Source organism: Acidobacteriota bacterium, assembly GCA_038040445.1.
GTDB classification, from domain to species: domain Bacteria; phylum Acidobacteriota; class Blastocatellia; order UBA7656; family UBA7656; genus Onstottus_A; species Onstottus_A frigus.
On the sequence record JBBPIG010000015.1, the window covers coordinates 1 to 13,780 of the forward strand.

Consider the following 13,780-nt stretch of genomic DNA (forward strand, 5'->3'; position numbering starts at 1 on the left):
AGCCGACGGGATTCGAACCCGCGACCTCCGACGTGACAGGCCGGCGTTCTAACCAGCTGAACTACGACTCCGCGCTTCAAAACTAAAACTGTTTCTCAATCGGTTGCTGAAGCCTTGCAAACTTGGTCGGCGGTACTGGGTTCCAACCAGCGGCGCCGGTTTGTAAGCCGCCAGCAAGCCGACAACGCTGAACAACCGAAAGCGAGTATAGACGGAAACGCTGGACGATTGCAAGAAAGCCGTCAGCGAATGTCCGTGCTTGTTTACCATTGTTTGAAGAGACTGGGGACGCCTCTGGGGATGAAACCCCGTTTTTTGTTTCGTGGTATAACGGCTTAAGAAAGGTGAAGTATGAAACGGTACAAAGAGAAAGACGGCAAGCTTTTGCGCGCATCACGCCTGGAGCACACGGAAGATTCTGCTTGTAGGCCAAATCGCCGGTAGCACCGAAGCATACAAATGCGTCTGAATTGCGGAGTCGCCATTCTTAGCTCTTTTTCGTGGCTGCTTTTCTCCGGGTGCCCCCGTTCTCTAAGATCTGCTAAAGCAAACGTAACCACTCCAACACACTCTTCTGTGCAGTGCCACAGCCTCGGCCTTTGAGCTTGATGAACGCGAGCCTCTGACTTAGCCACACATACAAATCTAGCGAGGAACGGGCGAGTGTGCGGCCTTGGAACGATCCCCGGTCCCCTTCTTCAGGCGCTCTTCGACCGCGTTCCAATCGATGTTAGAGAAGAAAGCTTCGATGTACTTGGGGCGCTCGGCTGGCTTATAGTCCAGCAAGTACGCATGCTCCCAGACGTCCATCACGAGCACTGGATTGAAACCTGCGACGTTGCCGATCTGATGCTCGCTGATCCAATGGTTCGACAGTCTATCGTTCGCCGGATTCTGATTACAGATGGCCCACCCAACGCCGCGCATCTTGCCAACGCCGACGAAATCAGTCTTCCAAACCGCGTAACTGCCAAAGCTTTGCTCCGCCGCTTTGAGGAATGCCGAACTGCGTTCCGGATCGCCTGCTCCGCCCCGCTTCATGTTGCCGAAATAGTATTCGTGCAAAACCATCCCGTTATACTCGAACCCGAGACGACGCGTTAGCTCAGAGTAGGCCGGCATTTCTTCCTGGTCGATGTGACCGTCTTTGATGAACTCGGCAATCTTTTCCGTCAACAGATTGGTTTGCGTGACATAGCCCTCGTAGAGCTTGATGTGCATTTCGACGGTTTCGTCAGAGATGCCGCTCAAGCCACTCAGCTTAAACTGCTTGGCCTGATAGATCACGTTGTCGCTCATTCTCTTTCCTCCTTGAGGTAGTAGATTCTCTTTTTCAACACAGCAGGCGTTGCGATTGCTGATTCGTTGGCCGCCGCTAACCGTTTGAATTGAGCCGTCCAGACATCCCTATACCTGCTGCGCTGAAGCCCTCTGGCAGCTTTCCAATGCTACGCTCAACAGGGGATGGTTTCCGTTCAATATTGGACAATTCCCAAATAGGACAATGTTGTGAGAAGCATTTGACGGAAGCAGACAGCACATCGCCGGCAACTTTCTTTTCGAGATGGTGCAATATTGCACAGCAATTAATTCCAGTCCGGCGGATTATCAGTAGGGACCTCAAGAAACTATCAACGCTTAAGAAGAAGCTTACTGGGCTTAAGAAGAAGCTCACTGGGTAGGGACGGGGAATATGCAATCACCTAGGGGAGACAAGTATGTGGAGAGAGGATGATTTCGAAGACAAAGGTAAACAGATCAAGGGCGTGCGCAAGGACAGGGGCGGGGAGTTGATTAACGACCCAGACCTCGAACCTGAAGGCAAAGCCGAGAGTTCTGATGGAAGAGCCCAGGAGTTGAGCCATTAGCGGCCCGGCCTGAATCGCTTCGGAGCCGATCACCCTGGCGCACTTCACGCCACAGGTGATCAGCCCGGCAAGCCTGCAAGCAGATCAAGGCAGGTCAAACAAAGGAGAACGTCAATGAATGAGTTTTTATCGGATGTCAAAGAGATTCGGCAGCGGGCGCGCAAGCATATTGAGCAAGGCCCGGTCACCGACGGCTACAAGGCGGACCGCACGAAGGTGATCGCCGTCTTGAACGAAGTGCTTGCGACCGAGCTGGTATGCGTTCTGCGCTACAAGCGTCATTACTTCATGGCCAGCGGTATTCACGCCGAGCCCGTAGCGCGCGAGTTCCTCGAACACGCCAACGAGGAGCAGGTGCATGCGGACATGGTCGCTCAGCGCATCACGCAGCTTCAGGGCGAGCCGAACTTCAATCCGGAGGGCCTCGCTACGCGGAGCCATTCGGAATATGTCGAGGGAGGCTCGCTCGTTGAGATGATCCGCGAAGATTTAGTTGCTGAGCGCATAGCCGTCGAATCGTACTCGGAGATCATCCGGTGGCTTGGCAACGACGATCCGACCACGCGCAGCGTCATTGAAGAGATCCTCAAGAAAGAAGAGGAGCACGCGGATGACCTGTCAAACATGCTCGCGACTTTCGACCCGGAGAAAGCTCCGGCGCCCAAGCCAAAAATGAAAAGTCACGGAGCCTAGTGAAGTTTACAGGTATCTGGGATGGGCGGTGAAGCTCGACTTTAGACGGGAACGCAAGGTCGAACTTTTGCACGAGGCGTTTTGGCGCCCTATTTCGCCAGGCGAGGGCAAGCGCAGAGTGCTCTTCTTCGCCGCCCGGAGCTTCACCTTCGTGGCCCCCCGGTGGCGTCCCCGCGCACCCCCACGCACCATTGAAAGACTTCGGGTTCGGCTCAGTCAACACTTCGGTTTGGAGGCAAAGGAGTCCAGAGGATGAGCACGAAGACGACCTCGGCAAAGTCTGCTGCTTGTAGTCTTTCAAGCGGCTGCAATCTCAATCTTGAGGGACTAGAGTGAAGATTCGAAGTATCCCAATAGCGGCTCTGGTTGTCTTACTCTCTCTTGGCCTGGTTTCTTACTTATGGTATCTAAAGCATCCCAGTCTGGCAGGAGAAGGCCCTGTGGACGAGGCGGGGGATGTCCCATTAGGCCCTCCCATCGAGCGCGACCTTGAAGCCATTAAACAACGTGGCACCCTCACGATTCTCGCACCCCACAACTCAACCACATACTTTCTTCTTCGTGGCGAGCCTATGGGCTACGAATACGAATTGCTCAAGGCCTTTTCGCGGGAGCATGGCCTCACATTGGTGATGGAGGTCGTCAAAAACCAGAAGACTCTTTACCAAATGCTTAATCGCGGCGAAGGCGACATTGTGGCTGCTCGGATTATCCCTAAACAGGAGGATGAAGCAAAAGTCTCATTTACAAATACCTTGTATCGAACTGAACCAGCACTCGTGCAGCAGAAAAAGCCACCCGATCAGGCGAACCTGCCCGAGGCTGTCAAGAGCGACATAAAGTCTGAGCCTGCCGACATAAAACCAGATGAGATAGAAATACATGCCAGGCTCATTACAAAGCCTTCTCAGCTAGCCGGAGAGACAGTTACGTTACCAAAGAAATCTGCCTACCGCAGGACACTGATAGAACTGGCCGATGAAATCTCAGGCGATATACAAGTTGTTGAGGTGGGAGGTAAGATCGATGATGAAGCGCTGATCAACAAAGTGGCAAAAGGAGATATCGAGTACACCGTCGTGCAGAATAATTTGGCTGAGTTGAAGGAATCCTATTTCACTAACATCAAGATTCGCCCGCTTGTTGGGGCCTCAAACAGGGTCGCGTGGGTGATCAGGAAAAACTCATCCGAACTGCTAAAAGAGTTGAACCGATGGATAGAACACAAAAAGAACGGCTCACTATTCGACAAAATGTACAAGAAGTATTTCATCGACCGGAAGGGTTACAAGGAGCGCGCTGCAAGCGAGTACCTAACGCATGAGACAGGTAAGCTATGTCAGTACGATCCCCTGCTCAGACAATATTCGGCGGAACTTAGCTGGGACTGGCGGCTACTGGCATCGCAAACGTTTCAAGAATCTCGTTTCAAGCCCAATGCGAAGTCATGGGCGGGGGCAACAGGCCTGTTGCAGCTCATGCCGGCGACTGGACAAGAGTTCGGCGTGCAGAATCCGCGGGACCCGGAGGACAACGTGCGTGGTGCGGTCAGGTTTCTTATCTGGTTGACCGATTATTGGAGTAAGAGAATCGAAGATAGAGATGAGCGCCTTAAGTTCATCCTGGCATCATACAACTGCGGCGCAGGCCATGTAGAAGACGCGCAGCGGCTGGCAGAAAAGTACGGAAGCAACCCTAAAGCCTGGGACGATGTCGCGTATTGGCTCTTGCAGAAATCAAAGGTGCAGTATTCAGAGGACCCGGTAGTGAAATATGGCTTCTGCCGCGGCATCGAGCCGGTGACATATGTGAGTTTGATTCTTAAGCGGTTTGAGCACTACAGAAGGTTTGTCACAGCATAATCCTGTATCGAGGCAATCCCACCACCGCAATTGGTTGATTCCCTTTTTCGTCAGCCTGCTAGGCCCGGTTCCCAACCGACCTGTTGATTGGAACTCTATTTCCACGTTTGTCCAATATTGAACGGTGCTGGATTCGAGATAGGGGTATTGTACCTACTGACCAGAACGGAGGCTAGAACGATGACAGACAGAATCGTAGAAGTTCATTCCGATGGCGGGGGCGGCAGCGGTGCGTTGGCCGTCTTGGCCGTTGTGTTGGGTTTGATCGTGGTGTTGGCGGTGCTTTATTTCGCAGGCGTCTTCCGGCGCGGTCCTGCAAAGCATGAAGTTGATATCAACATCAATAAGCCAGGCGTCGTGCTTCAACTGCGCTAGCTTGTTCGAGACAAGATCATCGGGGAATTGGGCGGAATTGAGACGAGCTAGATTAGGCCGGGGTGGTGAGATGCCCGGGCCGAAAGGAGTGAGTAAATGAGTACCACGACAATACTGATTGTTATCGTAGTCCTGGTTCTGCTCTTTGGCGGGGGCTATGGCTACAGTCGTCGGAGGGGCTGAAAGATGCGCTGCACAATCCCTGGGCTGCTAGACGCCAGTGGAGAAACGAGCGACGGGATAAGTCCAGACCCGCGAAAGATGGCGGGCCGCTTGATGTTAATCAGATCGCCGGCCAGTCGGACCAGGCCGGCGTATTACAAAAGAAAAGGAGAACTAAGCCATGGGACTACCAAACAAAGCTGAGGTTAAAGGCAAGATCAAGAAGGCAAAAGGCACAGTAAAAGAGGATGTTGGGCACGCGGTAGGCAATCGAAGGATGGAAAACCAAGGCGCCGCCGACCGCCGCGAAGGGAATGTCCAAGAGACTCTAGGCAAAGCGAGACGCAAAGTTGGCGATGCCGTGAAGGACCTTGGTAAGACCTTGCGCAAATGACGGGTAGCCGCATTTCTGCTCCAATTTGACCACCTTGGCTTTTTGGCTCACTTGCGTTCACAGTATTTTCTGGACGCTTGCCGGAACTAAGATTCGGGAGGACAACAATGAAGCGATTACTAGCAACGACAGCATTGTCTTTGGCGCTTGCTCTCAGTGCAGTAGTGCCAGCAGCGATGGCAAGACCTGAGACGCGCAAAGAGGCGGTGAAGGTCTGCCATGACTTGTACCTGCAATCCATAATGACGGCTAACGACAGCTACAAAGCCGCTGTGAAAAACGCAAATACCACGAAGGGTAAGGAGCGTAGAGATGCCTTAGCGGCGGCCAGCAAAGCGAGACGGGACAGCAAGGTGCAGGCGAGAGAATCCGAGAAGACTTGCATCGCTAAAGCCCCGAAAAAGTGATAATCGGCTAGATACCTTCCTTGATACAAGGCGGCTCTCGGGACCTGGTGGGCGTCCGGGAGGTCTGGCGGCGCGAACGGGCGCCGGCGCGGGCTACTCGATGTCGAACTGCTGCAGGAGGCGTTTTGGTGCTCTGTTTCGCCAAGCGAAGACGAGCGCCGTGCGCAGAGTGCTCTTCTTCGCCGGCGCGGAGTTGCACCTCGTCGCCCCGTCACGTCCCCAGGCACCATTGAACGGCTTGAAACTTCGGGTTCGGCAAACGAAGGACTCCTAGTTGCTCAGGCGTCAGTTTGACCGTCGCCCCAGAGTGTAGCGAAGATCTTCCCACCGACGCGGAAGTCCGGGTGACCCATATGCGCGGCTTCCGACGGTTCCGGTAGACCGAGAGCCATTTTTCGAAACTCTTCCGCAGTCAGACCTGCCCCTCCAGGCCAAATCAAGCTCACTTACACCTACACCTTCAGTCCATCTTGTGACGGGGCAGGCCGGACACGCTAAGCTAGTCTCGTCAAATTCAGTGCAGATTTAGCAATGGAGCAAACCTGTGAAACTTACGCGTGATATTCATAGCCTCAGCACATTCAAGCGCGACAGCGCGAAGCTGATGCGCCAAATGAAGAAGACGAAGGCGCCTGTGGTGCTGACCGTAAATGGAAAGCTGAGTTGGTTGTGCAAGACGCCGAGAGCTACCAACAATTCGTTGGAAGCGAAAGACAGAATGGCTGGGAAGCAACTGGACCGTAAAATGAAAGGTCGCTCACGTCCAGCCGCCATCACATCGTTGCGAACATCCCTATCGCCGCCGCCGCCATGATCGCCGCCGTCGCCCAGCCTAGCCACGTGAGCACAGGAGGATTGACTCGCTTACCCATCACCTTTTTGTTGCTGGTCAAGAGCACGACTAGAACGATCAACGGCGGCGCGAGGACTCCGTTCAAAACCGCCGCCAGGAACAACATCTTCACCGCATGGATGCCGGCATAGTTTAGTGATAACCCCAGCAGCATCGACACGGCCACGACTGCGTAAAACTTCTTTGCCAGCCGCGGCTCGTCTTCGAGCGTTCCGCGCCACAGGCGCGCTTCGGCAATGGCGTAAGCTGCCGCCCCCGCGAGGACAGGCACGGCCAGCATCCCGGTGCCGATCAATCCCAAAGTGAAAAGCAAATATGCGCCGTTGCCGGCGACCGGCTTGAGGGCCTCCGCCGCCTGCTGCGCCGTCTCGATGCGGGTTTTACCGTCAGCATGCAAAGTCGCGGCGGCGGTGAGAATGATGAAATACATCACGAGGTTCGAGAAGAACATTCCCGTGAGCACGTCTGTTCTCGATTTGCGAAGTTCTTCATTGGTCGCGCCTTCACGCTCGCGAACTGTGCGGCGTCCCATCTTTCTCTCTTCTTCCACCTCCTGCGAGGCCTGCCAGAAGAAAAGGTAAGGAGAAATGGTAGTTCCCAGAATCCCGACGAACGCCGCCAGATAATTGCTGGACCACTCAATATGAGGAACGAACGTCGAGCGCAAAACGGCTCGCCAGTCAGGATGTGCGAGAAACGCCGCGATGATGTAGGCGAACAAGATCAGCGTGAGCCACTTGAAAACTTTTGCAATTAGACTATAGGAGGTCCAGAACAGCAGCGAGACAACCAGCGCCGCGTAAATCGGCGTCCAGATGAAATGACTGATGCCGGTGACCATGCTGGTGGCTTCGGCCATCCCGCCAAGATCGGCGCCGATGTTGACGACGTTCGCTATCACCAACAAAGCGCACGCCCCCCACACGACGCCGCGCGGATAGTTGCGCCGCAAGTTTGACGCGAGACCTCGTCCGGTGACCAGTCCCAGCCGCGCGCACATCATCTGCACCGCTGCCATCAAGGGAAACGAGAAGAGCGCGGTCCAGAGCGGCGCGTATCCAAACGAAGCGCCCGTCACTGAATAGGTCGAAATGCCGGAAGGGTCGTCGTCGGCCGCACCGGTAATCAAACCGGGACCCAATTCAGCAAAGAACCGTTGAACGCCGCGAGGAGCGACGCCCTCCAGCGTGCTCTTTTTCTTTTTCTTCTTCTTTGTCTTTGTCATCGAAGCGCCGTCAAAAGCTAGAGTATCCTAGCGTGGCCATCCCTTTTGATGCCACCGATCCGGCCGGACATGATTTGATCTACTCAATGTCTCGCAGCCAGCCGCCGGCGAAACCTGCCCGTCGAAGCCCGGTGATGATGTACGTGCAGCGACGCATCAGCCGCCAAAGAAATCCTGAGCGATAGTTCTCAATCATCAAAACTATCGGACCCTGATCCAGCCCGTAGTAACCCTTTGAGACCCAGTCCTTGCTTTGCGCCGTCGAAAACGTCGGATTGAAACTGCACTTGAATCCGTACTTGCTGGTCATCTCAGGGAAGGTCTCGTCGAAATATTGGATCGACGGCAACACGATCTCGGGCGCGAACGGAAGTGAAGCGATCACCGCCCACGGAGCAAGCGTACCGTCATCCGGTCCGTTTGGAATACCGCGGTTTATGTAGTCGTAGAACCGGCGCAGCTTGCCTCCGATCTTTTTCCTCGCTGGTCCGGGACCATCGCTCGCAGTGAGACCCCAAATGTATTCACCATAACCTGCAAAGCCTCTCGGGTTGCGGATCGCGTACTGCTGCTGAATGTAGGTAGCGCGGCGGCTATTCTCGAAATAGTCGATCGCTTTGTTGCGCATGTATTCGTCCTGAATGCCGCGAAAGTCGATCCACATGTGCGAAAGCTGATGGATGAAGAGCGGACCTGCGTAGAGAAACTCGTGACCATAAAGATTTCTCCACTCATAAGTCCTGGTCCAAGCCTTGTAGCTCTTTTCGGGCAACGGGTGTTCTGGCGAGGCGAGACCGAGGATGTAAAGAATCAGGGCTTCGTTGTAACCTTGCCAACGATACTTGATGAACCCGCTTTCGGGTCTCCAGCCGTGCGTGACCGTCAATGCGCGATTCTGGGCCCATCGCCAGTCGGCGCGGCGATAGAGGGCGTCGCCAAGTGTGCGAATCTCGCGCTCCTCTTCAGTGTCGCGATTGAAATACTCGGCGGCGGTCAGTGCTCCCGCGATCAAGTAGGCTGAATCGATTGTTGATAGTTCGCAATTCCACGTCCGGCGGCCGGTCTTCATGTCGAGAAAGTGGTAGTAGAAACCCTTGTATCCGGTGGCGTCTGGTTCCGGACCCTGTGGGCTATTCCAGAAGAAACGCAGTGTCGTGAGGGTTCGTCGAATCGCGTCGTCGCGCGTGATGAATCCACGCTCGACGCCGATGGGATAGCCCGCGAGTGCAAAACCAGTTGGAGCGATGCTGCACGGCGCTCCCTGGCGTGTGCTGTCCGGCACTAAGCCGTTCTCGGGATTCGTTTCCTTCAGGAAATAGTCAAAGGTAAGGCGCTGGAGCACCTCGAGCTTCTTGTCAGGATAAGAGTGTTGTCTCGGCTTCACCGCAAACCTCGCAACTAGTGACTTGTACCGGACATTTCGCTAGGGATCAAATCGGTAAGGAATTGGCGAAGTGTCTGTTACACGCCACTATGAGTCGGGAGGAAACTCAAATTCGATTGCCGCCACGCTGTTCGCCGGAAGCGTGACGTCCAACTCAATTCTTCCATCCGTGTATCGAAAATCAAGCGGCTCTCGCTTTAGCTGCGATGCGTCCTGGAGTTTGTCCAACTGTGAACTGCTCAAGTACTCCGGAGCGCCCATCTCCTTCCATAAACGCCGCGGGTTCGCGTGGTCCTCGTCGATTCGCCTCACCTGCGCGCTTGCCGGCTCAGGCGCCTTGCTTAACTGAATCTTTACTCGCTCCTTCTGAATGTGATGCCGCGGCAAGGCATGGTTTGTGAGCAACACCGTTGTCTTATTCACTCCACGAATAACCCAGGCATCGACCGTCTCATGCAGACCGTCAACGAGCAAGCTCTCGTTTCCCAACGAGTGCAGCAGCTCAAATGCGCGGTAGGCCGGTTTCGGAATGCCGTGAAGGTTCAGCAACCCAAACCCACCGTGAAACGGCTGCGAGGGAAAGTAGTTCTCCTCAAAGATGTCTGAGAAGGTCCAGAAGCTGTAGCCTTCGACCAGTCCGTTTGCTTCCATATGGTCTTCACGGCAAACGCTGAGTAGGGTTCATCATGCAGCGAATCGCGTGGGTTCGATGACGCATTCCAATCGGTGTAGTAGAGTGGCTTGCCCCGAGCGCGGCGTTTTGCGTCTTGAGCCTGCTCGCGGAGAATGCTTCGCTGGCTCTTTGCCAACTGGGTCAACGTATCGTCACCCTCTTCGCCGAACGCATCGGTCGGATAATGGTGCGTGCTGACGAAATCCGCCGGCAACCTCTCCTTATCGCAGTAGTCCAGAAACTCTGAAATCCATTCATTCAGGGCGATCGCGGGGCCGCCGACTCGAAGCGTTCCCTGATGCTCTTAATGGCATCGACGGTATAGTGGTAAAGCTTGAAGTAATCCGCTTGCGTGCCCGTCCAAAAGGCTTTGAGGTTCGGCTCATTCCACACCTCGAAGAACCACTCACGCACTTCACCGACACCGTAACGTTCAACCCAGTGAGATACCAGTTTACGAATGAGTTTTGCCCACCTCCGGTAGTCTCGGGGCGGCGTGATGTTCCCGCGATAGTGAAAGACTGTCCTGCGCCCGGAGGCGAGCGCGGTGGGCATGAAGCTCAGTTCAACGAAGGGCCGCATACCTATCGAGAGGAGGAAGTCACAAATCTGGTCCGCATTGAAGAACGAGTAGAGAGGCTTTTCCTGGTGAGAGATGAGCGTGCCCACATCATCCGAGAGCAAGCCATGAAACCGCACATAACGAAAGCCCAGCTCGTGATGGCAGCGCCGCAACTGGTTCTGCCAATCCGCGCGCAGCGCAACTGGGGCGTGATCGCTTCCGGCCGTGTGCTCCCAGAAGTGCGTGAGCGGCGACGCGGTCTCAGAAAGTTGGCACGTAAAATCTGGCATCGTTCGAGCTTCTTCAGCGTCTCTTTCTCAGCCGCTGATCTGGCTTTTGCGCGAGACACGGCCATCACTGTCGCGGGCGAGTGATGCCGAGCGCTAAGCGCCAGAATGTTCGCCTCCGATTATCCTGCGCGGCGGCGTTTCGCCTGCTTGGTCTTGTGCCGCAGTTCGGCTTCCTCGATAGAATGAGTCTCAGTAAGTTTGGCGTCGTGCTTGGCCATGGCAACCAGCTTTTGGTAATGCTTATGAAGTAAGAGAATAAAGTTGTTTCTATCGCCCCTAATAATGCCTGGCAGCTTTTCTCGAGCATTTCTGCTGATACCGCCGCAAAGGGAGTATCCGAGAGACGTAGACAAAGCGATGGGTTGGTGACGCCGTGAAGGACCTCGGTAGAACCATCCGTAATGATGGGCACTCAGGGCTTACGCACGTTTTCGAGTTTTGTGGATTGGCCGGCTTGCAGGGCAAATCCGTCTGCTCCTGGTTCTCTGGTCTGTGGATCGCCGTTTTACTCTAGGACGTCGGATCCTTTTGTCGAGTCGCCGTCACGCCGTGGATGATCGCTATGCCGATCAGACAGATAACGCCTACTCCGATCCACTTCTGAGGCACGTGCAGCAAGTGGGCGCCGATCGCCAGGCCGATAATCAATATGATGTAGCCGACGATGTAAATCCCGAATGACATTGTTGGCCCTCCTTAACATGAAAGACTGATGAGCGTAGCCCGAAGGATCGCGGCTCTTATGCCTTCGATACCATACTCTGATTCCGCGTCCAGCGCTGTTCAATATTGGACGGATCCAAGAATGACTTTCTGTCTGGCAGCTGCGGAGGCTGGCATCAATTATTGCACCTGGGGATGACTCAGGGGATAAATTGAAAGTAGAAGTTTGGCAGCGTCGGTGAGCTGTTGACTTACTTGGTGGGCGGTACTGGGTTCGAACCAGTGGCCCCCGGTTTGTAAGACCGATGCTCTACCGCTGAGCTAACCGCCCGCTTGGACAGCTTACTATTAAGGAGCGCCAACATCAAACTGTCAAGCAACGCACGCTCGAGCGTTCGCTACTTCGTTTGAGGACGCGGTCGCATCGGCTCTCGACCATTGAGCGGCTATTGATCCTGCTGGCGCGGCCGCGAGCAGGAGAACCATCGTCGGGAACCTGTCTAAACCGCACTCGTCCCAATATTTGTGCGCCTTAACTGTAACCACCCCAGATTGCAAAGCGTCTATAAGTATGCGACAAAATAAAGAAGTGGAACGTGGCGCAGAGACTCACTTGACCACTGGAGAACGAGGAACGGATGGCAGAGAGGCTTACGAAGTTCATCGCGATTATCAAGAAGCGGCGCACGCCAATCGGTATTATTTTGCTCCTTGCGGCAGTCGTTGGACTGGCAGCTTTTCTCTGGGGCGACAAGGCGAGCGCGAGCGACTACATCACAGCTAGAGTTGAGCGCGGCAGCGTCGAGGTCAACGTTGCAGCCACCGGCACTGTTCAGGCTGTCACCACAGTGCAGGTCGGTTCGCAAGTGTCGGGTACCGTTCAGTGGCTTGGCGCAGATTTCAACTCACAGGTGAAGCGCGGCCAGATCGTCGCGCGTCTCGACCCGGCGATATTCCAGGCTCAAGTTGAAAACGCGCGCGCCAACCTGGTCAACGCTCAAGCGGCGGTCACCGGTGCGGAAACCGAAATCGTCAATCAAAAAGCAAATCTGCTTGCGGCAAAAGCCAATCTGGAAGTGACGCGGGTTCAGCGCGAAGATGCTCAGGCGCTGGTCAAGCGGTACGAGGGACTGAAAGACGTTTTGTCCGGACGCGACCTTGAAGCCGCACAGGCGCAGGCTGGCGCAGCCGCTGCGCGCTACGAACAAGCCGCTGCTCAGGTCGCACAGGTTCAATCCGCCGGCAACTCTGCTAAGGCGAAACTCGACCAGGCGAAGGCTGCCGTCTCGCAGGCAAAGGCCCAGCTTCAACAATCGCAGTTGAACCTCGACCACTCGATCATCGCCTCGCCGATAGATGGCGTCGTGGTATCGCGCAACGTCGACGTAGGCCAGACTGTGGCGGCGAGCCTCTCAGCGCCGACCCTTTTTACCATCGCAAATGACCTGACAAAAATGCAGGTGCTCGCTTCGATCGACGAGGCCGACGTCGGTCAAATTCGCCAGGGGATCAAGGCGAGTTTTTCCGTCGATGCATACCCGGGCGAAACGTTCGCCGGCGAAATAAGTCAGCTCAGACTAAACGCCCAGACGTTGCAGAACGTGGTCACCTACAGCGCGGTCATTGATGTTGCCAACGCCGCTTTGAAGTTGCGTCCGGGAATGACCGCGAATATCACCATCCCGGTTGCGAAGCGCGATAACGTGCTGACGGTGCCCAATGCGGCGTTGCGGTTCAAACCCAACCTCTCTGACAAGGAGAACGAGGCGCTGCGTCAGAAAATGGAGGAGCGTAGACAGGAGCGCGACGCTCAACGGCAAGCCGGGAATGCTAACGAGGGACAGCCGGCAGGAACGCCGCAAGAACAACAAGGCCAACCACCTGCCGCTCAGAGCGGCCAGCAAGCGGGCGAAGGCCGTCAGCGAGCCGACGCCGCTCAAGGTGCAGGCGGCGACCCTCAGCGTCAGCGGGGCGGTCAAGGCGGCGGCGGCGGTCAACGGCAACAGGGCGAGGGCGGTCAGGGTGCTTCTGGTGGCGGTGACGGCGGCGGCCAACGAAGGCAAGGCCAGACGATCTGGATTCTAACCGGCGCCAAAACAATCGAGCCGCGCTACGTGCGCGCGGGTCTAACGAACGGCCGCGTCACCGAAGTAACGGGCGGAGACGTTCACGAAGGCGATATTGTGATCGTCGGACAAAACGAAACCGGTAACTCCAATAGACAGCCGGCTGCTACCCCGTTCGGCCAGCGGCCACCCGGTGGGGGCGGCGGCGGCGGTCGCGGGCCCGGCCGGTAAATCGAAAAGGAACGCCTGGAAACATCGTGGGCGCGAGCCTCGCATTGAGTGAGGCCGCGCCCAAATATTACG

At 55.5% G+C, this 13,780-nt stretch carries 13 protein-coding genes and 1 tRNA gene; 7 read left to right on the top strand and 7 right to left on the bottom strand.

What is annotated here, in order from left to right; all coding sequences use genetic code 11:
* Positions 1 to 645 precede the first annotated feature (645 nt).
* The gene (locus AABO57_16480; protein MEK6287339.1) at positions 646 to 1,299 is read right to left on the bottom strand and encodes a superoxide dismutase; all 654 of its coding nucleotides are present in this window, start codon (positions 1,297 to 1,299) and stop codon (positions 646 to 648) included.
* Between the two features lie 419 nt (positions 1,300 to 1,718).
* Here AABO57_16480 and AABO57_16485 point away from each other — a divergent pair, with 419 nt between their 5' ends.
* From AABO57_16485 to AABO57_16510, 6 genes are all read left to right on the top strand, one after another.
* The gene (locus AABO57_16485; GenBank protein ID MEK6287340.1) at positions 1,719 to 1,868 is read left to right on the top strand and encodes a CsbD family protein; all 150 of its coding nucleotides are present in this window, start codon (positions 1,719 to 1,721) and stop codon (positions 1,866 to 1,868) included.
* 114 nt (positions 1,869 to 1,982) lie between these two features.
* Positions 1,983 to 2,561, top strand: a complete 579-nt coding sequence (locus AABO57_16490) for a ferritin-like domain-containing protein (protein MEK6287341.1) — start codon at positions 1,983 to 1,985, stop codon at positions 2,559 to 2,561.
* Positions 2,562 to 3,001: 440 nt separating this feature from the next.
* The gene (locus AABO57_16495; GenBank protein ID MEK6287342.1) at positions 3,002 to 4,423 is read left to right on the top strand and encodes a transporter substrate-binding domain-containing protein; all 1,422 of its coding nucleotides are present in this window, start codon (positions 3,002 to 3,004) and stop codon (positions 4,421 to 4,423) included.
* A gap of 180 nt (positions 4,424 to 4,603) precedes the next feature.
* Positions 4,604 to 4,798, top strand: coding sequence for a hypothetical protein (locus tag AABO57_16500; protein ID MEK6287343.1), 195 nt, complete (start codon positions 4,604 to 4,606; stop codon positions 4,796 to 4,798).
* 343 nt (positions 4,799 to 5,141) lie between these two features.
* Positions 5,142 to 5,354, top strand: a complete 213-nt coding sequence (locus tag AABO57_16505) for a CsbD family protein (GenBank protein MEK6287344.1) — start codon at positions 5,142 to 5,144, stop codon at positions 5,352 to 5,354.
* 107 nt (positions 5,355 to 5,461) lie between these two features.
* Positions 5,462 to 5,761, top strand: coding sequence for a hypothetical protein (locus AABO57_16510; GenBank protein MEK6287345.1), 300 nt, complete (start codon positions 5,462 to 5,464; stop codon positions 5,759 to 5,761).
* Positions 5,762 to 6,534: 773 nt separating this feature from the next.
* Here the strand turns inward: AABO57_16510 and AABO57_16515 are convergent.
* The 6 genes from AABO57_16515 to AABO57_16540 all read right to left on the bottom strand — a co-directional run bounded on the left by AABO57_16515 (position 6,535) and on the right by AABO57_16540 (position 11,742).
* A complete protein-coding gene (locus AABO57_16515; protein MEK6287346.1) occupies positions 6,535 to 7,839 on the bottom strand; it encodes an Nramp family divalent metal transporter in 1,305 nt (434 codons plus the stop codon).
* Positions 7,840 to 7,918: 79 nt separating this feature from the next.
* Positions 7,919 to 9,223, bottom strand: coding sequence for a glucoamylase family protein (locus AABO57_16520; protein ID MEK6287347.1), 1,305 nt, complete (start codon positions 9,221 to 9,223; stop codon positions 7,919 to 7,921).
* Positions 9,224 to 9,310: 87 nt separating this feature from the next.
* On the bottom strand, positions 9,311 to 9,874 hold the full coding sequence (locus tag AABO57_16525; GenBank protein ID MEK6287348.1) for a hypothetical protein: 564 nt from the start codon (positions 9,872 to 9,874) through the stop codon (positions 9,311 to 9,313).
* Between the two features lie 280 nt (positions 9,875 to 10,154).
* Positions 10,155 to 10,748 carry a hypothetical protein gene (locus tag AABO57_16530; protein ID MEK6287349.1) on the bottom strand — a complete coding sequence of 198 codons (594 nt, stop codon included), beginning with the start codon at positions 10,746 to 10,748 and terminating at the stop codon, positions 10,155 to 10,157.
* A 510-nt stretch (positions 10,749 to 11,258) separates the two neighbouring features.
* Complete coding sequence (locus AABO57_16535; GenBank protein ID MEK6287350.1) at positions 11,259 to 11,432, bottom strand: hypothetical protein; 174 nt, start codon at positions 11,430 to 11,432, stop codon at positions 11,259 to 11,261.
* 235 nt (positions 11,433 to 11,667) lie between these two features.
* A tRNA-Val gene (locus tag AABO57_16540) sits at positions 11,668 to 11,742 on the bottom strand.
* A 307-nt stretch (positions 11,743 to 12,049) separates the two neighbouring features.
* Between AABO57_16540 and AABO57_16545 the strand changes: the two genes are divergently transcribed.
* Positions 12,050 to 13,708, top strand: coding sequence for an efflux RND transporter periplasmic adaptor subunit (locus tag AABO57_16545; GenBank protein MEK6287351.1), 1,659 nt, complete (start codon positions 12,050 to 12,052; stop codon positions 13,706 to 13,708).
* The last annotated feature ends 72 nt before the right edge of the window (positions 13,709 to 13,780 follow it).